Source organism: Pseudomonas mandelii, from assembly GCF_024138395.1.
In the GTDB taxonomy this organism is placed as follows: domain Bacteria; phylum Pseudomonadota; class Gammaproteobacteria; order Pseudomonadales; family Pseudomonadaceae; genus Aquipseudomonas; species Aquipseudomonas mandelii_E.
This window is the reverse complement of record NZ_JAMYDU010000001.1, coordinates 23,844-48,916: the sequence shown is the minus strand read 5'-3', so window position 1 is coordinate 48,916 and position 25,073 is coordinate 23,844. Positions and strand designations below refer to the sequence as shown.

Annotated in this window: 3 protein-coding genes; all 3 read right to left on the bottom strand. The window is 62.9% G+C overall.

Annotation, left to right across the window (positions count from 1 at the left end):
• Window positions 1-50: 50 nt before the first annotated feature.
• The 3 genes from NHU87_RS00140 to NHU87_RS00130 are packed head-to-tail and all read right to left on the bottom strand — an operon-like array spanning window position 51 to window position 24,946.
• Window positions 51-13,709 carry a non-ribosomal peptide synthase/polyketide synthase gene (locus NHU87_RS00140; protein WP_253544720.1) on the bottom strand — a complete coding sequence of 4,553 codons (13,659 nt, stop codon included), beginning with the start codon at window positions 13,707-13,709 and terminating at the stop codon, window positions 51-53.
• A 12-nt stretch (window positions 13,710-13,721) separates the two neighbouring features.
• On the bottom strand, window positions 13,722-21,542 hold the full coding sequence (locus tag NHU87_RS00135) for a non-ribosomal peptide synthetase (protein WP_253544719.1): 7,821 nt from the start codon (window positions 21,540-21,542) through the stop codon (window positions 13,722-13,724).
• The gene (locus NHU87_RS00130) at window positions 21,539-24,946 is read right to left on the bottom strand and encodes an amino acid adenylation domain-containing protein (RefSeq protein WP_253544718.1); all 3,408 of its coding nucleotides are present in this window, start codon (window positions 24,944-24,946) and stop codon (window positions 21,539-21,541) included. Before NHU87_RS00130 ends, NHU87_RS00135 begins: the two co-directional genes overlap by 4 nt.
• Window positions 24,947-25,073 lie beyond the last annotated feature (127 nt).

The following is a 25,073-nucleotide window of genomic DNA, read 5'->3' as shown; positions in this document are numbered from 1 at the left end:
AGAGGCGCGCCTCGGCAACGCCCCCCCAGCAATGATTAAAACCCCGACACTCAGCCCACCCGCGCCATGCAATGCTCGATCAACGCCTCAAGCTCGCGCTGATAATCCTGCATGAACGACTCCATGGTGCTGGCCCGATAACGCTGGGTGCTGTAGATGCAACGCAGCGCCAACTGACCGTCGTACACCTGGCCGACAACCTCCAGCCAGTTGCCCAGATTGGCCTGCAGGCTGTAGTTGTCGCCGGTCTCTTCCAGCGCCGGCACCAGTAACGCCTGCTCGTCGAAGCTCTGGTCGAACTGCCCCAGATAGTTGAACGTCACCCGAGCCTGCGGCAGGTCGGCCAATTGGCGGCCCAGTTGCGGGCCGGCCAGATGACGCAATACGCCGTAGCCGATGCCCTTCTGCGGGATGGCCGCTAACTGCGCCTGCACGTTGATGATCGACGCGCCGATGTCCGCGCTGTCGGGGGTGAGCCGGACCGGGAACATGCTGGTGAACCAGCCCAGGCTGCGGCTCAGGTCGATGCTCTCGAACAGGTCTTCGCGGCCGTGCCCTTCCAGCAAAATCAGCGCCGACGGTTGTTCGCTCCAGCGACACAGTGCCCGGCTCAGGGCCGACAGCAGCAAATCGTTGATCTGCGTGCGATAGACCGCTGGCGCCTGCTTGAGCAACTGCTCGGTGTGCTCGCGAGACAACTTGAGCCGCGCCTGAGCCTGGTGACGCACCTGATTCTTGCCGCGACGGTTGTCGCACGGCAGGTCGATACCCGGCTGATCCAGTTGCTCCAGCCAGTAGTTCAATTCCTGCTCGACAATCACCGGCGCCTGCGCCTGCAGGGCTTCGGCAAATGCGCGATAGCTGCTGGTGCGGATCGGCAATTGCGGTTCGATGCCCATCACGCAAGCCTCGTAAGCCACCTTCAAGTCATCGAGCAAAATCCGCCACGACACCGTGTCGACCACCAGATGGTGGATGACCATCAACAGCCGCGCCTGGCCGTCCGGCAAGGCGATGTGCACCACCCGCCAGGCTGGGCCATCGTCGAGTTTCAGGCTGCGCTGAGTCAGGTTGGCCAAGGCTTCGACCTGCTCGCTGCTTTCGACCTCGCGGCGCCACAGCGCCGGTTCGCGGCGCTCGGTCGGTGCGGCATAGCGCTGCAACCAACGCCCGCCTTCCTGACAGAAGCGCAGGCGCAAGGTGTCGTGATGGTTTTCGATCCAGCCCAGCGCCTGTTCCAGAGCATCCAGATCCAGCGTCTGACGCGCACTCAGCAAAAACGACTGGTTGTAGTGATGAGACTCGGCCATGCCCTCGGCGAAGAACCACTCCTGAATCGGCAGCAGATTGAACAACCCCTCACTGGCCACATGGGTGAGGTCCACCGACGGTTGCGCGGTGCCCGCCTTGACCACGTCCTGTTCGACGATGCCGGCGATGGTCTGGTAGCGCATCAGATCGCGAAGCTTGAGTTCCATCTGCAGGGTCGGGTGGTTCCTGACCCGGGAAATCACTTGCAGGCTCAGGATCGAATCGCCGCCGAGTTCGAAGAAATTGTCGCTGATACCGACCTGCTCCACCTGCAACACCTGCGACCAGATCTCCGTCAGCAACTGTTCCTGCTGATTGCGCGGGGCAATGTATTCCTCGCTTTTGAATTCCGGCTCGGGCAATGCCTTGCGGTCGAGCTTGCCGTTGGGGGTGATCGGAAAGGCACTGAGGCAAACGATCTGCGCCGGCACCATGTATTCCGGCAAGGTGGTGCGCAGACCGGCCTTGAGTTCATCGCCTAGCTGCTGGCCGGCGTCAGTGACGACGTAACCGATCAGTTGCTTGCCGGAGGCGCTGTCCCGGGCGATCACCAAGGCATCGTTGACCTGCGCCAGTTGCCGCAGGCTGGCCTCGACTTCCCCCAGCTCGATACGGAACCCGCGCACTTTGACTTGATGGTCGATGCGGCCGACGTAATCGACCACGCCGTCCTGGCGCAAGCGTACCAGGTCGCCGGTGCGGTACAACCGCTCGCCGCTGGCAAACGGGTTGGGCACGAAGCGTTCGCAGGTCAGGTCTGGCCGACCGTGATAACCACGGGCAACCCCGTAGCCACCGATGTACAACTCGCCGGCAAAACCTGGCGGCAGCGGATTCAGCTCTTCATCCAGCACATACAGGGAACGCGCGCCCACCGCCCGGCCGATCGGCGCATAAGCCGCTTCACATTGCTGGCTCACCGGCACTTTCCAAAGCATCGGCGTGACCACGGTTTCCGTCGGGCCGTAGCCGTTGGTGAAGTACTCGGGGCGCAGCGCCGCCTTGACCTGTTCGAAAGTCTGGTCCGGCACCGCATCGCCGCCGAAGCAATAGATGCGCACCGGAGGCGGTGCAATTGCGCTGGCCGCAGCGTACTCGGCCAGTTGCTTGAGGTAGGCCGGCGGGAAGCAGGCGATGGTCACGCCGTACTCGTGCAGTGCCTGATAAGTCTGCTCCGGCGTCCACAGGCAACCATCGCGCATCACCAGCCGGCCGCCGCTGTACAGCGTACTCAACCAGCGCTCATGAGCACCGTCGAAGGCGAACGACATGAAGTGCAGCTCGCAGCTGCGGGTGTCCATTTCATACAGTTTGGCGATGGCCTGACAGTGCATGCTCAGGGGTCCCTGAGTCACCGCCACGCCTTTTGGCCGTCCGGTGGAACCCGAGGTGTAAACCAGATAAGCCAACCCTTGCTCCAGCACGCGGCACACCGGCGCCTCATCGCCATAACGGGACTCGTCGAGATGATCCAGCTCAAGGCGCAACAGCCCCTCGGGCGCCGGTAACGTCGTCCGCAGGCTGCTCTGGGTCAGCAGCAACGCCATGCCGGAATCTTCGATCATGTACGCCAGACGCTCCGGCGGATAATCGATGTCCAACGGCACATAGGCCCCGCCGCTTTTGAGCACGGCGAGGAAGCTGACGACCATTTCCAGCGAACGCGGCAGTGCCACGCCGATCACCACTTCCGGCCCCGCACCATGCTCGATCAAGCAATGGGCCAGACGATTGGCCCGTCGTTCCAGTTCGCCGTAACTCAGGCTCAGCCCGGCACATTGCACCGCAATGGCCTCGGGCTGAGTCAGTGCGTGTCGGCTGATCAGCTCCGGCAACAGCTGTGGCTGATGATCCGCTGACGGCTCGGCGCTCCAGGTCTGCATCGCTTGCCATTGCTCGAGCGACAGGCGCTTCAGGTTGCCCAGACGTTCGTGAGGCGCACGCATCATCGCCTCAAGGGTGTTTTCCAGCGTCAGGCGAATCCCCTCCACTGCCTCGGCACTGAAGTGGCTGCGCAGGTACAGGTATTCAATCGACAGTTCGTCGCCGAGCGTCACCGCCAGGTCCATCGGCACGTTCGTCACGTCATGGCCGATGGATTTGCCGAAGCTCAGGCCGGTATCGTTGTCCTCTTGCAGGCGGTCGTCGATCGGGTAGTTCTCGAACACGATGATGCTGTCGAACAGCGCCTGCCCGCCCAGGCCGGACCAGCGTTGCACATCCGCCAACGGAGCCTGGGAATGGTCGCGGATATCCAGGTTGTAAGCCTGGATCCGGTTCAGCCAGTCTGCCAGAGGTTGATCCGGTTCCAGCGTCTGAATGATCGGCAAGGTGTTGATGAACAGACCCAGCATGTTGCCGACATTGGGCAAACTCTCGGGACGCCCGGACACCGTGGCACCAAAGGTCACGGTGTTTTTCCCGGTGTAGCGCTGCAACAGCAGCAACCATGCGCCCTGGATCAACGTGTTCGGCGTAATCCGCAGATCGCGGCAGAACTGCAGCAAGCGACCGGTCTGTTGCGCGTTCCAGTGGGAGTAAATGGCGTTGTGGCCGGGTTCATCGGACACATGCCGTGGATGGATGGCCTGGCTCAGCGCCGTCGCCTCGTTGACCGGGGCCAGCCGGGCTTTCCAGAACAACTCCCGGGCGTCCTGGTCCTGGGCTTGCAACCAGGCGATGAAGTCGCGGTAGCGGCCGTTTTCAGCGCTGATTTCACCCTTGGCGTAGTGCTGGATCACCTCACCAAACAGCCGCGAACTGCTCCAGCCGTCCATCAGGATATGGTGACTGGTCCAGACCATTTGATACTGATCTTCAGTGCTGCGAATCAACAACACTCGTTGCAGTGGCGCCTGGGTCAGCTCGAAGCCTCGCGCGCGGTCCTCGGCGGCCCGCGCGGCGATGTCCGCCTCGCTGGCGTCGCGATCGCGCCAGTCGAGCACCTGCAAATCGAGCGTTGCCTGACGCTGGACAATTTGCAGCGGTTTGGCCAAGCCATCGTGCCAATGGAAGCTGGTGCGCAGGATCGCCTGACGCTCGATGACCGCCTCCCAGGCCTTGCGGAAACGCTCAACATCCAGACCGCCCACCGGCAAACTGATCTGATTGACGTACAGGCTCGAACCATTGTCCGACAAGGTGTGGAACAGCATGCCCTCTTGCATCGGCGACAGCGGATAAATGTCTTCGATCCGCGACGGGGCTACCGGCAAGGCGTCCAGTCGGGCCTGATCCAGGTGCGCCAACGGGAAATCCGACGGCGTGACTCCGTGGCTGTCCGGCTGGCAGCAATGCTCGATCAGCAACTCCAGTTCCCGGGCGTACTCCTCGGCCAAGCGTTCGATGGTCGAGGCGTTGAACATGTGCGTGCTGAAGGACCAGCCGACACTCAACTCGCCGCCGTACACCTGGCCATTGAGCGTCAGCCAGTTACCCAGCAGCGCATCGTTACTGTGCTCTGTGCCCTTGACCTCATCGGCCGGCACAAACAAGGCACCGCTCTGGCTATCGAAGCTGCCATCGAACTGGCCCAGGTAGTTGAAGGTGATACGCGGTGTCGGCAGGGTCCGCAGCGACGCCTGGCAAGCCTCGTCACCCAGATAACGCAGCACACCGTAACCCATGCCACGATCCGGAATCGCGCGCAGTTGCTCTTTGATTTGCTTGATCGAGCCGGCCAGCTCCTGGGTCGGGGTCAATTTGACCGGGAACAGGCTGGTGAACCAGCCTACTGTGCGGGTCAGATCGAGGCCGTCGAACAGATCTTCACGACCATGGCCTTCGAGCTGAATCAGCACCGACGACTGTTCGCTCCAACGGGCGATCACCCGTGCCAGCGCTGTCAGCAACAGGTCGTTGACCTGTGTGCGGTAAGCCGCCGGGGTCTGCTGCAGCAGTCGTCGGGTCAAGGTCGGGTTCAGGCGACTGTAAAGCGTCAAGGCATGGCGGCTCTGCAGGCTGCCCTGGGGGTTATCTTGCGGCAGCGGCGCGCCGTCCGAGCGCTGCGCCTGCCAGTAAGGCAATTGTTCAAGCAGCGATTCACTGCGGGCGTGACGTTGCAATTGCTCCGCCCAATGCTTGAAGGACGTGGTCTTGGCCGCCAATGCCAACGGTTCGCCGGCCAGTAACTGGCGGTAGCTGCCCTGCAAATCCTCCAGCAGGATCCGCCACGACACACCATCGACCACCAGGTGATGAACGATCAACAACAAGCGCTGTTCGCCCTCAGGCAAATCAAACAACACCGCGCGCAACAACGGGCCTTGTTGCAGATCCAGGCTGCATTGGGCTTGTTCGGCGACGCGTTCCAGGTGGGCGGCATCACTGACCGATTCCTGCCACAACGGCGACAGGCGCTGTTGTTCTACGGTCCGATAGCTCGCCGACCAGCTGCCTGGGTTTTGTGTAAAGCCCAGGCGCAGGCCGTCGTGATGATCGATCAGCGCGTGCAAGGCCTGCTCAAGCGGCGCGGACACCAGAGGGTTCAACGGTTTGAGCAGCACCGACTGATTCCAGTGATGACGCTGCGGCAAGGGTTGTTCGAAAAACCATTGCTGAATCGGCAGCAACGGTGTCTCACCTGTCACCGGGCCTTGATCGGTTGGCGCCAGGGCTTTGCCGAGCTGCGCGACAGTGGCCAGTCCCTGGACGGTCTGCTGCTGGAACAGATCCTTGGGCGTGAAGCTGATTCCCTGCTGACGCGCCCGGCTCACCACCTGAATGGAGATGATCGAATCGCCGCCCAGGGTGAAGAAGTTGTCGGTCACACCGACCCGCGTAAGTTTCAGAATGTCTTGCCAGATCCCGGCAATCTGCTGTTCCAGCGCGGTGCGCGGTGCCACGTAATCGCGTTGCAGCTGGCTGGCGTCCGGGGTCGGCAAGGCCTTGCGGTCGAGTTTGCCGTTGGGGGTCAGCGGCAGTTGTTCGATGAACACCCATTGCGCCGGCACCATGTAATCCGGCAGATGTGCCTTGAGTCCGGCCTTGAGCGCTTCGCTCAGATCGTCCTGCTGTTGTGGGCTCAGGTCGGACTGCACCGGCACCACATAGGCCACCAACTGCTGGCCGCTATGACCTTCCACCGCCAGCACCACGCCTTCGCGCACGCTGTCGTGGGCCAGCAGGCGCGCTTCGATTTCACCCAGTTCGATACGGAACCCGCGCACCTTGACCTGATGGTCGATGCGTCCGATGTATTCGATCAGGCCGTCGTCACGCAAACGGGTCATGTCGCCGGTGCGGTACATCCGTTCGCCATTGCTGGCCAGCGGGTTGGGCACAAAGCGCTCGGCGGTCAGGCCCGGACGGAACAGATAGCCACGGGTAATGCCGTCGCCAGCCAGGTACAACTCGGCCGCAACGCCAATCGGCGCGGCCTGCAACTGGCCGTCGAGCAAGTGCGCGGTGGTATTCACCAGCGGCCGACCGATGTTCGCCTGACCGCCGGCTTCGCGACGGGTGCAGGTCGAATAGGTAGTGTCTTCCGACGGCCCGTACAAATCGTAAACGTGCTCGACCGAGGTCTCGCGGTACAGCGTGTCCACCAGGCCTTGTTTGAGCGGTTCACCCGCAAGGTTGATGATGCGCACACCTGAAGGGATCTGCCCGGCGCGCTGCAAGGCTGCAATGGCCGACGGCACGGTGTTGATCAGGCGAACCTGATCGCGTTCCGGCAGGTCCGGCAATTCCAGGGCGTTGCGCGCCATGATGATCGAACCGCCGCGGGCCAGGGTGACGAAAATCTCCCACACCGACAGGTCGAAGCACACCGAAGTCGAGGCCAGCACGCCTTGCAGCTCTTCCTCGCTGTAGACCTCGTGCGACCAGTGAATCAGCGCCTGCACGTTGCGATGAGCAATCGCCACGCCTTTGGGTTTACCGGTGGAACCGGAGGTATAAATCACATAAGCCAGGTTGGCCGAATCAATCCCGCCCTCAAGGTTGTGCGACGCCAGGTCGGCGAAGGCCTGACCGCCCGCCTCGACCCACACCACTTGGGCCTGGGTCTCGGGCAATTGCGACAGCAAATGCGGCTGAGTCAGCAACACCCGCGCCTGACTGTCGTCGAGCATGTAGGCCACGCGATCCGCCGGGTAGTCCGGGTCCAGCGGCACGTAGGTGCCGCCGGCCTTGAGCACCGCCATCAGGGCAATCACCAGTTCGGCGGAACGGGGCATCGCCACGCCCACGCGGATTTCCGCGCCGACACCCAGGGTTTGCAGATGACGGGCCAGTTGATTGGCGCGGCGATTGAGTTCGGCATAGGTCAACCCAGCACCGGCATGGCGCAAGGCAATCGCCTGTGGCCGCGCTTCGACCTGGGCTTCGAAGCCTTGATGGATCAAGGCTTGGGTCGGATACGCGGCGTGATGGTCATTCCATTCGGCAAGCGTGCGCAGCTCGCTCGCCGGCAACAGACCGATCTCGCCCAGCAAGCGTTGCGGTGCGTCGAGGAACTGGCGCAGCACTTCTTCCAGATGAGCGGCCAGGCCGACAATGCTGCGCTCGGCGAAGTGTTCGGTGAGGTAGTTGAAGTCCAGGCTCAGTACTTCGCCGGCACCGGCGATCAGCGTCAGGCCATAGTTGGTTTGCTCACGGTGTTCGAGGCCGCTGAAACGCAAGCCGCCCGGATTGGCCTCCAGGGTGTCGGACACCGGGTAGTTTTCGAACACCAGCAAGGTGTCGAACAATGCTTCGCCGTTGAGCGCGGCCAGGCGTTGAATGTCTTGCAACGGCGTCTGTTCGTAATCGCGCAGCAGCAGGTTCTTATCCTGCACGCTGCGCACCCAGTCTCTGACATTGCACGTCGCTTGCGGGCTGGCGATCACCGGCAGGGTATTGATGAACAGGCCCAACTGTTGCTCGATACCCGGCAGGTCCACCGGGCGACCGGACACCGTCGCGCCGAACGCAACACTGCTTTGCCCGGTGTAGCGCTGCAACACCAGCAGCCACGCGGCTTGCACCAAACTGTTGAGCGTCACTTGCTGTTGGCGCGAGAAACCGTTGAGGCGCTGGGTGAAGGCTGCGTCAAAGGTCAGCTTATGCACGCCTTTGCCGGGGCCGGGCACGGTTTGCCCGTGGCAGGCCGAGGCCAATCGCGTCGGTTCGTCCAGTTCGGCCAACTGCCCGCGCCAGAAGGCTTGCGCCGCGTCCTTGTCCTGGCGTTGCAGCCAGGCCAGGAAGTCGCGATAACGGCCCTGCGCACTCGACACCGGATGCCCGGCGTAATCCTGCAGCACTTCGCCAAACATCCGCGAGTTGCTCCAGCCGTCCATGAGAATATGGTGGCAGGTGAAGATCAGGCGATGACGGTCATCGGCGGTGCGCAACAGGCACAAGCGCAGCAGCGGCGGATTCTGCAAGTCGAAACCGCGTTCGCGATCGGCCAAGGCACGGGCCTCAAGCGCGGCTTGCAGATCCGGCTCTGCGCGCACATCCACTTCCGGCATTTCCAGGGTCAGCTGGCGATAGATCACTTGCAGCGGTGTATCGAGACCGTCGCCACCCCAGATGAAACCGGCGCGCAGCACTTCATGACGATCCACCACCCGCTGCCACGCTTGCTGGAAGCGCGCTACGTCCAGACCGTCGATATCCAGCAGCATCTGATAGACGTAAGCGCTGGCATCGGCATCGTACAGGCTGTGGAACAGAATGCCCTGCTGCATCGGCGCCAGCGGGTAAATGTCCTCGATGCGCTGCGCGGCGATTGGCAGGCTGTCCAGATGCGTTTGGGACAACCCGGCCAATGGCACATCGGAAGGGGTCAGGCCGCCGCTCGGATGGTTCAGGCAATGGTCGATCAACTCACCCAGCGCGACTTCATACGCGCGAGCCAGGGCGTTGATGGTCGCCTCCTCGAACACGTCACCGCTGTAGGTCCAGGTCAGGCTCAATTGCCCCTGGTAGACGCGGCCGTCGATGGTCAGCCAGTTGCTCATCGGCGCCTGTTCGTCCTGCCCGGCGCCCTTGTCTTCGGTGGCCGGCACCCACAGGGCGCCTTCGTCGAAGTTGTTATCGAACTGCCCCAGGTAGTTGAACGTCACCTTGGGTTGGGACAAGCCGCTCAGGGCTGCCTGCGCAGCGTCGCTGCCCAGATACCGCAGCAAGCCAAAGCCGATGCCTTTGTTCGGGATCGAGCGCAGTTGTTCCTTGATGCCCTTGATGGACGCTTCGAGGCTGGCCTGCGGAGTCAGGCGCACCGGGAACATGCTGGTGAACCAGCCCACGGTACGGCTCAGATCAAGATCGTCAAACAGGTCTTCGCGGCCATGCCCTTCGAGCTGCACCAGGGCGCTGTCGGAGGCGGTCCACTCACACAAAACCCGGGCCAGTGCGGTCAACAGCAAATCATTGACCTGAGTGCGATACACCGCCGGCGCCTGTTGCAGCAGTTGGCGAGTGCGCTCGGCATCCAGACGCGTATCGACGCTGCGCTCGAAACGGTTCTGCAGTTGTCCATCAGGGTTGTCCAGCGGCAAGTCCGCCGGCGCTTCGGCCAGTTGCCCGCGCCAGTAATCCAGCTCGGTTTCCAGCCCGGCGCTGTGCGCATAACCTTGCAGGCGTTCGCCCCAATCCTTGAACGCCGTGGTCTTGGCCGGCAGGCGCAACGGCGTCCCGGCGCTCAGTTGTTGATAAGCGGTTTGCAGGTCTTCCAGCAGGATCCGCCACGACACACCATCGACCACCAAATGGTGGATCACCAACAGCAGTCGCTGGCTGGCGTCGGGCAAATCCACCAATGCCGCGCGGATCAACGGGCCATCGCTCAGGTTCAAGCTGCGCTGCAACGCCAGGCACAGCGCCGGCAACGCCTCGCTGTCTGGCAACGCCACGGTGCGCAGCAGTGCGTTCGGCTGATCGACGGCGGCATGCTCCTGCGCCCAGTCATCTGCGGTCTGGCGATAGCGCAGACGCAAGGCATCGTGATGCCGTTGCAGATGTTCCAGGGCCTGCTCCAGCGCAGCCGCTTGCAGAGGTTCGGCCGGGGTCATCAGGATCGACTGGTTCCAGTGCTGACGCTGGGGAATGTCGGTGGCGAAAAAGTACTGTTGAATCGGGGTCAGCACGGCAGCGCCAAGCACATCACCTTGCATCGCCTGCACCGCATCGCTCTGCTGTGCGACGGTGGCCAGGCGTTGTACGGTCTGGTGCTGGAAGATGTCTTTGGGCGAGAAGCGGATGCCCGCCTGACGCGCCCGGCTGACCACCTGAATCGAGATGATCGAATCGCCGCCCAGTTCGAAGAAATTGTCGTTGAGCCCGACCCGCTCGACTTTCAATACGTCCTGCCAGATCTCGGCCAAACGCTGTTCGAGTTCGCTGCGCGGTGCCGCATAAGCCTCTTGCACCAGGCTCACATCAGGGTTGGGCAATTGCTTGCGATCGAGCTTGCCGTTGGCCGTCAGCGGCAGGCGGTCGAGGAATACCCAGCTGACCGGCACCATGTAGTCCGGCAGGGTTTCACGCAATTGCGCCTTGATCGAATCGCGCAAGCCGGCATGGGCGTCCGCGTCCAGTGGTTCGCTCGGCACGATCCAGGTAGCCAGTTGCTGCCCACTGAGCCCTTCGACCGCCAGCACCACGGCTTCACGCACCGCGTCATGGTTGAGCAATTGGGTTTCGATTTCCCCCAGCTCGATACGGAAACCGCGAATCTTCACCTGATGGTCGATACGGCCGATGTACTCGATCACACCGTCGCCGCGCAGCCGCGCCAGGTCGCCGGTGCGGTACAAGCGTTCGCCGGCCACAGGGTTAAACGGATCCGGAACGAACCGGGTGGCGCTCATGCCTGGCTGGTTCAAATACCCCCGCGCGAGCCCGGCCCCGGCGATGTACAACTCGCCGATGCACCCTTGGGGCACCAGGTTCAGCGCGTCGTCGAGCAAGTACCACGACAGGTCGACAATCGGCTCGCCGATCGGGCTGCTATGGGTCTGTTGCAAGTCCGCCATGGACAGCGGGCGATAGGTCACATGCACGGTGGTTTCGGTGATGCCATACATGTTGATCAGGGTCGGCGCGCGATCGCCGAAACGTTCGAACCAGGGACGCAGGCTCTGCATTTCCAGCGCTTCGCCACCAAACACCACGTAACGCAGCGCATGATTGCGCGACGAAGCACTGGCCACTTGCATCAGCGGTTTGAACGCCGACGGCGTCTGGTTCAGAACGGTGACTTGTTCATCACAGAGCAAGCTGTAGAACTCTTCCGGCGAACGGGTGACGTCGTGGGGCACCACCACCAGTTTGCCGCCGTGGAGTAGCGCGCCGAAAATTTCCCAGACCGAGAAATCGAACGCGTACGAATGGAACAGGGTCCAGCTGTCCTGAGGGCCGAAACCGAACCAGTGATCGGTGGCGCTGAACAGGCGAATGACATTGCCATGGGGCAGCAACGCGCCTTTGGGCTTGCCGGTGGATCCGGAGGTGTAAATCACATACGCGAGGTTGTCTACGGTGGTCCGGCAAGGTGGATTGGCCGTGCTGCTGTCCTGTAGCGGTTGATTCAGATCCAGACACGCCAGCCCCGGTGGAATCGGCAACTGCGCCAGCAAATGTCCCTGAGTCAGCAACAGCTCGATCCCGCTGTCCTCGATCATGTAGCGCAAACGGTCGTCGGGATAGCTCGGGTCCAGCGGCACATAAGCGCCACCGGCCTTCAGCACAGCGACAATGGCGACGATCATGTCCAGCGAACGCTCCACCGCCACGCCCACTCGAACATCGGGGCCGACGCCACGGGCGATCAGCTGATGCGCCCATTGGTTGGCCTGGCAATTGAGTTCGGCATACGTCAGCCGTTGCCCGGCGAACACCACCGCTGGCGCCTGCGGATGACGCTCGGCCTGCGCCTCGATCAACTGATGAATGCACTGGCTGACCGGGTGCACCACCGGACCAGGGTTCCAGTGCGCGAGCAGTTGCTGTTGCTGCGCGTCATCAAGCACCGGCAGCTGGGCAATACGCTGGGTCGGGTCCTGAACGATCGCCCGCAGCAGGTTGCGCCAATGCTGCGCCAGACGCTCGATGGTCGCAGGCTCGAACAAATCGGTGGCGTATTTGAGCACCGCTTCAATGCCATGGGCCTGCTCGGTGGTGTTCAGCACCAGATCGAACTGCGCGGTTGCGCTCTGCCATTCAAGCGGCTCGATACTCAAGCCGTTCAACCGAGTCTCGACACTGATCCGGCTTTCGGCCTGGTGATTGAACATCACCTGGAACAACGGGCTGTGACTCAGGCTGCGTCCCGGCTCCAGGGCTTCCACCAGTTGTTCGAACGGCAGGTCCTGGTGCGCCTGGGCTTCCTGGGCGGTTTGCCGAACCTGGCGCAGCAGATCGACGAAGCTGGCTTGCCCGTCGACGTCCGCCTTGAGCACTTGGGTGTTAACGAAGAAACCGATCAGACGCTCGATCTCCACGCGCCCACGGTTGGCCACCGGCACACCGACGCGGATGTCGGCCTGGCCGCTGTAGCGGTGCAACAAGGCCTGGAACGAGGCCAGCAACAGCACGAACAGCGTGACGTTTTCCCGTCGGGCGAAGGCCTTGAGGCTGTCGCTCAGCGTCGGGTCCAGAATCAGGTTGTGGCTGGCCCCGGCAAAGCTCTGTTCCACCGGACGCGCGCGGTCAGTGGGCAGCTCCAGCACCGGTTGCTCGCCGCCGAGTTTTTGTTGCCAGTAGGCCAGTTGACGTTCCTGTTCGCCGGCCTCCATCCACTGCCGCTGCCACAGGGCGTAGTCGGCGTATTGAATCGGCAAGGTTGGCAGCCCGGCGTCATGCCCGAGGTTGAAACCGGCATACAACTGCACCAATTCCTCGATCATCACCTGCAACGACCAACCGTCCGACACGATGTGGTGCAGGGTCAGCACCAGCACGTGATCATGCGGGGTGACTTGCAGCAGGGCCGCGCGCAACAGCGGGCCGGTCTGCAAATCGAAAGCTTGCTGGCTCTGGGTCTGGACGAAGGCCTGGATCGACGCCTCCGGGGTTGCCGCCAGCTCAGGGCTCAGCTCGTGAATATCCAGGGCAAACGATCCTGCGGGCAAGATCGTTTGCAAGGGTTGCCCGGCGTCTTGAGTGAACACCGTGCGCAAGGTTTCGTGTCGTTCAATCAGCGCCTGGACGCTGCGCTGCAACGCGGCCACATCCAGCGGGCCCTGCAAGCGCAGGGCTGTCGGAATGTTGTAGGCCGCGCTGTGCGGCGCCCATTGCCAGAGAAACCACTGGCGCTGTTGAGCGTAGGACAGCAACAACGGTTCTTCAGCCGTGCGCTTGAAAACCGGGGCAATGTCAAAAAGGTTGACGCCTTTCTGCTTGAGCAGAACCGCCAGAGCCTTTCTTTGCTTAGCCGAAAGTTGTCCTACCGACTCGATTAACTCTTGCACGCGTTGTTCCCCTCAAGAAATCAGTTTTTCCAGATCATCGAGGGATAGACGTTTGAGGGCCTCCAGGGATTTAGCCAATTCGTCCTGAACCGGCGATAAATCGACGCGCAACGCTTCGATACGGCTGCAGAACGCTTGCAGGGTGTCGGCCTCGAACAGCTCCTTGAGCGGCACCTTGTCACCCAGGCGTTCCTTGATCCGGGTCACCACCAGCGTCGCCAGCAACGAATGCCCGCCCAACTGAAAGAAGTTATCCGTCAGGCCCACGCGCTCGACTTCCAGCACCTCTTGCCAGACGGTCGCCACTTCCCATTGCAGATCGGTGCGCGGCGCTTCGTAACGCTGCAGCGTCGGATTGCCGCCCAGCGCCATCAGGGCCTTGCGGTCGAGCTTGCCATTGGGGGTCAGCGGCAACGCGTCGATCACGTGCAGATGGCTCGGCACCATGTGTGCCGGCAAGCGACTGGCCAAGGTCGCTCGCAGGCTTTCCACCAACAACTGACGGTCGCTCGCCACCACATAGGCGTGCAGATGTTTGCCCGCCGCGCCCTCCTGAGCCAGCACCACGGCTTCGCGCACATCAGGCTGCTCCAGCAATCGGGCTTCGATCTCGCTCAGCTCGATGCGGAAGCCGCGAATCTTCACCTGATGATCGGCACGACCGATGTACTCAATGTTGTCGTCAGGCCCCTGGCGCACCAGATCGCCGGTGCGATACAGCCGCTCCCCGTTAGTGGCGAACGGGTCCGGCACGAAGCGTTCGGCGGTCAGGCCGGGACGCAGCAGATAACCTCGGGTCAAACCGGCGCCAGCCAGGTACAACTCGGCCGTCAGCCCTGCCGGTAGCACCTGCAACTGGCTGTCGAGCAGGTAGGCCACGGTGTTGTCCAGCGGCCGCCCGATGTTCGCCCGGCCGTTGGCGGTGCGCAGGGTGAAGGTCGAATAGGTGGTGTCTTCCGACGGCCCGTACAGGTCATAGACCTGCTGGACCGAGGTGCTGGCGTACAGCGTATCGACCAGCGTCTGCTTGAGCGGCTCGCCGGCCAGATTGATGGTGGTGACCGACGCCGGAATCTGCCCGGCCCGTTGCAGCGCGGCAATCGCCGATGGCACGGTGTTGATCAGCGTCACGCGCTCACGGGCCGGCGACTCGGACAGCGCCAGGGCGTTGTCCGCCAGCACCATGCAACCGCCGCTGGCCAGGGTGACGAAAATCTCCCACACCGACAGGTCAAAGCAGATCGAGGTCGAAGCCAGCACGCCACGCAGCTGCTCATCGCGGTAAACACCCTGCGACCACTGGATCAGCGCCGCGAGGTTAGCGTGGGTGATCGCCACGCCTTTGGGCTTGCCGGTGGAGCCGGAGGTGTAAATGACGTAGGCCAGATTCTGCGCAACGATGCCGCTGACAGGCGCCGTGGACGGATACCCGGCGAGCCATTCGGCGCCCTCGACCAACAGCACTTGAGACGGCAACGCCTCGGGCAACATCGCCTGCAACGCGGCTTCGGTCAGCAGCACTGCCGCGCAACTGTCCTCGAGCATGTGCAGCAAGCGCTCTTGCGGATACTCCGGATCCAGCGGCACGTAGGCACCGCCAGCCTTGAGGATCGCCAACAGCCCGACCAGCATGTCCGGTGTGCGGCGCATGCACACGCCGACCCGCACTTCCGGCCCGACACCCAGCGCTTGCAGCTTGTGCGCCAGTCGATTGGCCCGGGCGTCGAGGGTGCGGTAATCAAGGGTCTGCTCGACAAACAACACCGCCGCGGCCTGCGGTTGGCGTTGTACCTGCGCGTCAATCCGCTCGACCACACTGCGCGAATCCAGCGCCGTGACTGCGGCCTTGCTCCAGTCGACCGCCGCTTGACGCGGTGCGCCGTCCAGCAATTGCAACGCGCCCAGAGGCTGCGAAGCATCCGCCATGAATTGCATCATCAGGCCTTCGAGCTGGGTGCTCAGATCGGCGATGGTGGCGTGATCGAAACAGGCCTGATCGAAGCTCAAACCCAGGGTCAACTCACGACCGGTGACCGCCACCAATGTCAGCGGATAGTTGGTTTGCTCCTTACGGTGGATGGTGGAAAACTCCAGCCCGGTGGCAGAGCCTTGGGCCAGCGCTTCGGCCATCGGGTAGTTCTCGAACACCAGAATACTGTCGAACAGCGCGCCCGCGCCCTGCCCCGCCCAGCGTTGAATATCGTAGAGCGGCGTGTGCTCATGTTCGCGCAGGGCCAGATTGAGGTTCTGCACCTGCTGAATCCACTGCCCGACCGGGATCTCGGCGGACGGCGCAGCCACCACCGGCAAGGTATTGATGAACAGGCCGATCTGCTGCTCGACGCCGGGCAAATCCGTCGGCCGACCGGCCACAGTGGCGCCGAAAGCCACGGTGTCCTGGCCGGTATAGCGCTGCAACAGCACCAGCCACGCGGCTTGCATCAGGGTATTGAGGGTGACCTTCTGCTCGCGGGCGAAGCGGTTCAGGTCACTGGTCTGCTGTTCGCTGAACGCATGTTGGTAATCGGCATAACCGCTAGCCAACGCCTGACTGACCGGCATGGCGCTGGCCAGACGGGTCGGTTCCTGAAGGTCAACCAATGCCGACGTCCAGAACTCGCGACTGGCCTGAACGTCGCGCTGGCTCAGCCACTCAATGTAATCGCGATAGCGCCCCGGGGTCGCCGCCGGTGTCATGCCGGCATAGCGTTGCAACACCTCGCCGAACAACTGCGAGGTGCTCCAGCCGTCCATCAGGATGTGATGACTGGTGTAGATCAAGTGATGCTGCGCCTCACCGGTTTGCACCAGCAGCACGCGCAACAGCGGGGCCTGGTCCAGTTTGAAACCGGCGGTTAGATCCTCCCGGGCCAACTGATCGAGCGCCGCTTGAAGATCATCACGACCGCGCCAGTCCTGCACGGTCAGGGGCATCTGCACCGCCTGCCTTACAATCTGCACCGCCGCGTCGGCGTCCTCGGGCCAGACGAATACTGTGCGCAGAATCTCATGGGCCTCCAGCGTCTGCTGCCAAGCCTGACAGAAACGCTCGGCATCCAAGTGCCGCACATCGACCCGCAACTGATTGGTGTACGCCGGGCCGTCCGGCTCGTTGAGGCTGTGGAACAGGATGCCCTGCTGCATCGGCGACAACGGATAGAGATCACTGATCTCCCGCGCCGGTACCGGCAATGCCGACAGTTGCGCTTGCGTCAGGCGCACCAGATTGAAGTCCGACGGCGTGACCCCGGCATGCTGACCGGCAGTGCAATGTTCGATCAGTCGTTCCAGCTCAAGGCAATAAGCATCGGCCAGCGCCTGAATGGTTTGCGGGCGGTACATGCCTTGGCCGAACGTCCAGCTCAACTCCAGCTCACCGCCATAGACTTGGCCATCGACACTTAGCCAGTTGCCCAAGGGCGCATCTTCATTCTGATGCTCACCGGTGCTTTCGGCGGCCGGCACGAACAGCGCGCCATCAGCGGCACTGAACGCACCGTCGAACTGGCCCAGGTAGTTGAACGTGATGCGCGGCGGCGGCAATTCACGCAGCGGTTCGAAGCCTGCGAGGTAGCGCAACACGCCGTAGCCGATGCCTTTGCCCGGCACCGCTCGCAGTTGTTCCTTGATCGCGCACAGTGACGTGCCCGGTTCTGTCTGTGGGGTCAATCGCACCGGAAACAGGCTGCTGAACCAACCCACGGTGCGACTCAAATCCAGGTCGTCGAATAGGTCTTCGCGACCGTGACCTTCGAGCTGGATCACCACCGAATCCTGTTCGCTCCAGTCACACAGCACCCGCGCCAGGGCCGTCAGCAGCAGGTCGTTGATCTGGGTGCGATAGGCGGCCGGGGCCACTTTGAGCAGCGCGTGGGTCAGTGTTTTGTTCAGGCGCGAAGTGGCCCGAGCGGCCTGACGGCGAGTCTGGACTGTCTCCGGGAAATCCCTCGGCAAGTCACTGTTACCGCCCTCCAGCGTGCGCTGCCAGTAGTCGCGCTCGGCCTGCAAAATATCGCTCTGCCCGTAACGGTGCAGGTGTTGCGCCCAGGCCTGAAGCGAACTGCTTTTGCCCGGCAACACGATCGCCTTGCCTGCCGCCAACGCGGTATAGGCTTGCTGCAAATCTTCCAGCAGCACCCGCCAGGACACGCCATCCACCACCAGGTGATGGATCACCAGCAGCAACCGTTGTGTAGCGTCAGGCAGATTCACCAGCACCGCACGCACCAGCCGACCCTGTTGCAGATCAAGACTGCGCTGAGCCTCGGTGGCCAGCGCTGGCAAATCGGCAAGGTCGTCCAGTGCCCGCACCCACAACAGGTCAGTGTGGCGTTGCGTCTGGAATGTCGCCTGCCAAGTCTCGGCCGACGCTTGGAAACTCAGGTTCAGCGCATCGTGCTGCTCGATCAGGGCGGCCAATGCGTTGCTGAGATGGGTCGCATCGAGAGGGGATTGCGGCTGCAGCATCACCGACTGGTTCCAGTGTTGACGCTGGGGAATGTCGGTCTGGAAGAAACGTGCCTGGATCGGCAACAACGGCAACTCGCCGCTGATCTTTTGCGCGACGCTGGCCGGCGGTTTGCTCTCGATCAGTTTGGCCACTGCCGCCAACTGGCCGATGGTTTGCTTCTCGAACAGTTGCTTGGGGCTCAGCTTGATGCCCTGGCGTTTGGCCCGGGCGATGATTTGCAGGCTGAGGATCGAATCACCACCCAGCTCGAAGAAGTTATCGGTGCTACCCACTTGTTCAAGCTTCAGGACATCGGCCCAGATAGCGGCGAGCTTCTGTTCGATCTCGCCCACCGGGGCAACAAATTGCTGCGTGACCAGCCCCGGCGTCGGCAAGACACGCTTGTCCAGTTTGCCGTTGGCGGTCAGCGGCAGGCGCTCCAGAACCACGATCTGCGCCGGCACCATGTACTCCGGCAGGCACGCCTGTAACTGCTGGCGCAGGGCGTCGACATTCAATGGCAGGTCAGGCACGGCCACGCAGTACGCCACCAGTTGCAGGCGCGCTTCATCACCGTCCAGCGGCAAGGCCAGCACCGCGGCCTCGCTCACGCCGCTCAGGCCCAGCAATACCCGAGCGACTTCCGCCGGCTCCACCCGATAGCCGCGCACCTTGACCTGATCGTCGGCACGACCGATGAACTCCAGTGCGCCCTGACGATTGCGCCGCAGCCGGTCGCCGCTGCGGTACACCCGCGCGCCGACGGCACCAAACGGATCCGGCAGGAAGCGTTCGGCGGTCAGCCCCGGCTGCCCAAGGTAACCCAGCGCCACACTGTCGCCGCCGATGTACAGCTCGCCCGCCACCTGATCGGCGACCGCGTTGAGCACATCGTCCAGCACGTAGACATGCGCACCCGACAACGGCCGACCGACCGGCACGCTGCGGGCACCCGAGTCGAGATCCTTGAGCTCATGGGTCAGCACGCCGACCGTGGTTTCACTCGGGCCATAGTGGTTGATGAACCGACAGCCCGGCTTGAGTCGCCGCACCTGTTCCAACAATGCCGGCGAGCAGGCCTCGCCACCCACGATCAGTGCGTGTTGCGGCAATACATCGGCTGCCCGGGACGCTTGCATCAGCGCCGACAAATGCCCCGGCACGATCTTCAATACCCCCACTTGGTGCTCAGCCATGTAATCGGCAAACCGGTCCGGGTCGAAGCCCAATTCCTCCGGCAATACATGCAACAAACGACCGGAACACAGGGCGCCAAACAGCACGGTAAACCCCAGGTCCGCTGCAATGGTCGAGACCAGCGCCATGCTCGCCGCCGGCTCCAGCGCCAGACGCTCCAGCGCACCGCGCACGTAACTGGCCAGAGCGCCGTGGCTCACCAGCACGCCTTTGGGTTGTCCGGTGGAGCCGGAGGTATGAATCACATAGGCCGCTGCATCCGCCGACACAGCCAGCGAAGGCTTCGTCGTCAGCTGGTCCTGCCAGCGTTCTGGGGCGAAGGCCAGCCCTTGGCAACCGTCGACCGCCAGTGTGTTTTCCCGCGCATCGCCTGCGGCACACAGCAGGACTTGCGCTTGCGCGCCCTCGAGCATCTGCTGCAATCGCGCGGCGGGCGCCTTGACATCCAGCGGCATGTAAACCGCCCCGGCCTTGAAAATACCCAACACACAGGTCAGCCATTCCAGTGAGCGCTCCATCAGCACCGCCACTGGCTGCCCGTTTTGCACGCCTTGCGCTCGCAGGTAGTGGGCCAGGCGATTGGCGTCCTGATCCAGCGTCTGGAAACTCAATGTCCGCTCGAGACAGCGTGCGGCCAGTGCTTCAGGCTGTGCGGCCACCTGACGATCCCATTGCTGCAACACCGATTCCGCTGGCTGCCGTGGCGCCAGCGCCGGTTGCACAGGTGTGGTTGCAAGACTGTGCAGCGGCGCCTGCGGGGCGCTCAGCAATTCGCGGAACAGGCCGAGCAGTGTCGGGATAAACCCCTCGATGGTCGACTGCTGGTACAGGTCGCTGGCGTAAGTCATTTGCCCGTGGATCAGCGTGCCGTCATCGGTGATGTCCAGCGCCAGATCGAAGTGCGTGCCTTCTTTGTCCAGTGGATACTCGGTGACGCTCAGGCCCGGCAGGTTCATCGAACGCTGGGTCTGCATGCCGACGTTCTGATTGAACTTGGCCTGGAACAAAGGGTTGTGGCCCAGGGTTCGCTCGGGCACCAGTTCATCCACCAGTTGCTCGAAGGGCAGCTCCTGATGGGCCTGGGCACCGAACGATGCTTCCCGAACCCGGGCCAGCAAATCGTCGAAGCTGCCGCGCTCATCCACTTGGCAACGCAACACCTGAGTGTTGACGAAGAAGCCGATCAGCCCTTCGACCTCGGAGCGTCCACGGTTGGCATTGGGCACGCCGACGCGAATATCGCGCTGGCCGCCAAGACGCGACAGGAACAGCGAAAACCCGGCCAGCACCAGCATGAACAAACTGATGCCCTGAGCCCGGGCAAAGCCGTTCAACTGCCGGGACAGGTCCGCACCGAAATCAAAGCTCAAGGTCTGGCCTTCGAAACTCTGAGTCAGCGGCCGGGGGAAATCCGCCGCCACGTCCAACAGCGGGTGCTCTTCACCCAACTGCTGACGCCAGTAATCGAGTTGCCGCTCGCCCTCGCCGGCCTCCAGCCAACGGCGCTGCCAGATCGCGTAGTCGGCGTACTGCAAGGGCAATGCCGGCAATTGCGGTTCGCCCTCCAGGCTGAACGCCTGATAGCACTGCACGAATTCCTTGACCATGACGTCCATCGACCAGCCATCCGAGACGATGTGGTGCATGCTCACGATCAGCACATGTTCATCGTCCGCCAGACGGAACAGGCTGGCCCGCAGCAATGGCCCATGGAGCAAATCGAACGGTTGCGCGGCCGCGTCCTGAACCTGCCGCGCCAGCTCGGTTTCACGTTCTTGCACGGCGACGTTCGACAGATCGACGCGTTGCAGTGGCACGCTCTGCTGCTCGAGGATGATCTGGCTCGGCTGGTCATTGTCGGTCTGGAACACCGTGCGCAGCACTTCATGGCGCGCCACCAGATGATCGAAGGAACGCAGCAACGCGGCCTCGTTCAACTGCCCGTGCAGACGCAGGCCGGCGGCCATGTTGTACGCGGCGCTCTGCGGGTCGAGCTGCCAGAGAAACAGCAAGCGCTGCTGGGCGAACGAGAGCGGGATCACCGCGCAGTCGTGACGACTGACCGGCAGCGGCAGCAGGCTGAAGTCCTTGCCCTCCTCGCGCAGTTTGGCGAGAAACTGTCGACGTTGCTCCAGCGGCAAACCGACGAACCTTTTAGCGATACGCTCCGCCATAGTGCCGCTCATACTTCTACTCCCTCCAAAGAACTCATGAACTGATCCATGTCGGACCAGTCGTTATCGCTTGCACCGCCCGCCAGCGCGGCCAGTTCCAGCGCCAGATCGCCCAGCCGCGGTGTCTCGAACAGACTGCGCAACGGCAGCACCACGCCCAATTGGCTTTTGATTCGCGCGATCACTTGCGCGGCCAGCAACGAGTGCCCGCCCAACTCGAAGAAATGATCATCGATACTGACCCGTGGCACCTGCAGCACCTCGATCCAGATCTGCGCCAGCGCCTGTTCGGTGTCGGTTTGCGGGGCGCGATAAGTGCTTTGTAATTGGCTCGGATCGGGGATCGGCAAGGCCTTGCGGTCGAGTTTGCCGCTGGGAGTCAGGGGCAGGCGCGGCAACAGCAGCAAATGGCGGGGCACCATGTAGTCCGGCAGGTTCTTCTGCAGCGAGGCGCGGATTTGCTGGCGCAGAATCGCCTGCTCCGCCGCGCTGCCGAGCACGCTCGGATCGACGACCAGATACGCCACCAGTTGTGGCCCGCCGGTCAGGGGCAAGGCCAGCACCACTGCCTCACGAATCCCCGGGCATTGCTGCAACCGCGACTCGATTTCCCCCAACTCAATGCGGAACCCGCGAATTTTCACTTGGTGATCGACGCGGCCGATGTACTCCACCGCGCCGTCGTCCCGCAGCCGGGCACGGTCGCCGGTGCGGTACAGGCGCTCGCCGACCGCGAACGGATCGGCGATAAACCGCTGGGCGCTGAGCATCGGTTGCCGGTGATAACCACGGGCCAGGCCCGGCCCGCCGATGTACAACTCGCCCACTGCACCTTGCGGCAGCAGGTTCAAATCGTCGTCGAGCACGTACAACCGGCGCTGCTCCAGGCCGTGACCGATCGGAATGCCGCGCCACGACACCGCCTCGGCGGTCAACGCGCTGCAATCGTGGAGGGTTGAAACCACCGTCGCCTCGGTCGGGCCGTAGGTGTTGAGCAAACGCACATGACCCAACCCGGCGCGTTGCCACAGGCGCAGCCCGTCCACCGCCATCGCCTCGCCGCCCACATGAATCTGACGCAACGCAGCGAAGTGGGCAGGCGGGTTGGCCGCGTAATCCTGCACCACCGAATACCAATAAGCGGCCGGCAAATCCGCCAGGGTGATGCCCTGTTCGACGATCACCTGATGCAAGCTCGCACTGTCCCACAGGCCTGCATCACGCAGGACGACAGCAGCGCCATGGCACAGCGGCGGGAAGAATTGCTCGACGAAACCGTCAAAACTGCTGGTGGCGAATTGCAGGACGCGATCGCCTTCGCGCAAATCGCTGTAGTCGATCGCCCGCGCGATGAATTCGCTCAACGCGCCGTGGCTGACGGCCACGCCCTTCGGCCGGCCGGTGGAGCCGGAGGTGTAAATCACGTACGCAAGGTTTTGCGGATCTACCGTCACTTGCAGGTTGTCCTGGCTCGTAGCGTCGCTGTCCGGTAGCTGGTCCAGGCACAGGCAATCGATGCCATCGAGCGCCGGCAGGCTGCTCAGCAGCGGGCTCTCGGTCAGCAACAGTTTCAGCCCGCTGTCATCCAGCACATGGCGCAAGCGTTCGGCCGGGGTGTGCGGGTCCAGCGGCACATACGCGCCGCCGGCCTTGAGCACAGCCAGCAACGCCACGGCCAGTTCCAGCGAGCGCCCCAATGCCACACCGACCAGCACATCGGGGCCGACACCTTGGGCGCGCAACTGATGGGCCAGACGATTGCTGCGAACATTCAATTCGGCATAGCTAAGTGAGGGCGACTGATCGGCCGCCAGGATCACGGCGGTGATGTCGGGAGTGCGCTGCGCCTGGGCCTCGAACAGCTGCGGCATGCCGGGCAGCGGCGCCGGGATGGCGACGGTTTGAATCAAGCGCTCGCGCTCATCCGTGCCGAGCATCGCCACCTCGCCCAGCGGTTGTTGCGGATCACGGCAGACCGACACCAGCACGTTGTGCCAATGCTCGGCCAACGCGGCAATGGTCTGTGGGTCGAACAGGTCGGTGGCGTAGGTGAACGCGGCGAACAGTTGCTCGCCCTCCTCCCGGGTGTCGAGCATCAGGTCGCTGGTGGCCGCATGCTGACGCCCGCTGCCGGCCAGTTGCTGCTCACTCAGATAGCCGACCTGCAAACCGCAATCGAGCCGCACGTCCTGCAGATCGGTGACCAGTGGCTGGTGGTTGAACATCACCTGAAACAATGGATTGTGGCTTTGGCTGCGTGCCGGTTGCAGGGCTTCGATCAACGCATCGAACGGCAGCTCCTGATGGGCCTGGGCGCCAAGCGCTGCCTGACGCAGGCTTTGCAGCAGGTCGCTGAAACGGATCTGCGGGGTGACCTCGCTGCGCAGGATCTGGGTATTGACGAAGAAGCCGATCAAGCCTTCGGTTTCACTGCGGGTGCGGTTGGCGATCAAGCCGCCGACGCGGATGTCGGTCTGGCCGCTGTAGCGATGCAGCAAAGTCTTGAAGGCGGCCAGCAGCACCACGAACAGCGTCACGCCCTGGCGCTGGGCAAGGGTTTTCAGCTCTTGGCGCAGGGCCCCGTCGATGACCTTTTCCAGGCGCGTGCCCTGGTGGCTGGACTGGGCCGGATAAGCACGGTCGGTAGGCAATTCGAGGATCGGGTGCTCTTCGCCCAACTGCGTGCGCCAGTAATCGAGCTGACGCTCGCGCTCCCCGGCTTCCAGCCAACTGCGCTGCCACAGGGCATAGTCGCGGTAGTGCACGGTCAATTCCGGCAAGGTCGGTTGCCGCCCCGCCACCAACCCGTCGTAGGTGCGCATGAACTCATCGATCAGAATGTTCATCGACCAGCCATCGGCAATGATGTGGTGCAGCGTCAGCAACAGCACGTGTTCCCGTTCGGCCAGGCGCAACAGGCGAAGGCTCAGCAGCGGCCCTTGCTGCAAATCGAACGCCTGAGTGGCTTCAGCCATCATGTGCTGCTGCGCCTGCGGCCAGCGCCGCTCTTCAGGCAAGGCACTCAGGTCGTTGATCGCCAGTGTCAGGTCACGGGGTTCGGCCACCCGCTGAAATGCACGCTCGCCCTGCTGGCCGAAGGTGGTGCGCAGGCACTCATGGCGCGCCACCAACAGGCTGAACGCGCGCTCAAGCGCCTCGGTTTGCAGCGCGCCGTTCAGGCGTACCGCCATCGGCAGGTTGTAGGCCGCGCTCTGCGGATCCAGCTGCCAGAGAAACCACATCCGCTGCTGGGCATAGGACAGGCCGTCACGCTCGTCGACCCCGACACAGGAGGTCATGGGAAGCTGCGCAAAATCGATGCCTTCGCGGGCCATGCCAGCCAGAAACAAGCGGCGCTTGTCCTGCGGCAGTTCGATAAAACGGCGGGCGAGTTTCTGTGCGTCTGCGGCATTCATGCATTGGGTCCTTGCTGATCGGCGGCGTGACCAGGAGGCCCGGTCGTATCAACAAGAACGAATGGCTGACGTGATGATTTAGCGGCACTGACATACCCGGCTCCCAATGTCAGTCAGTTAAGGTACA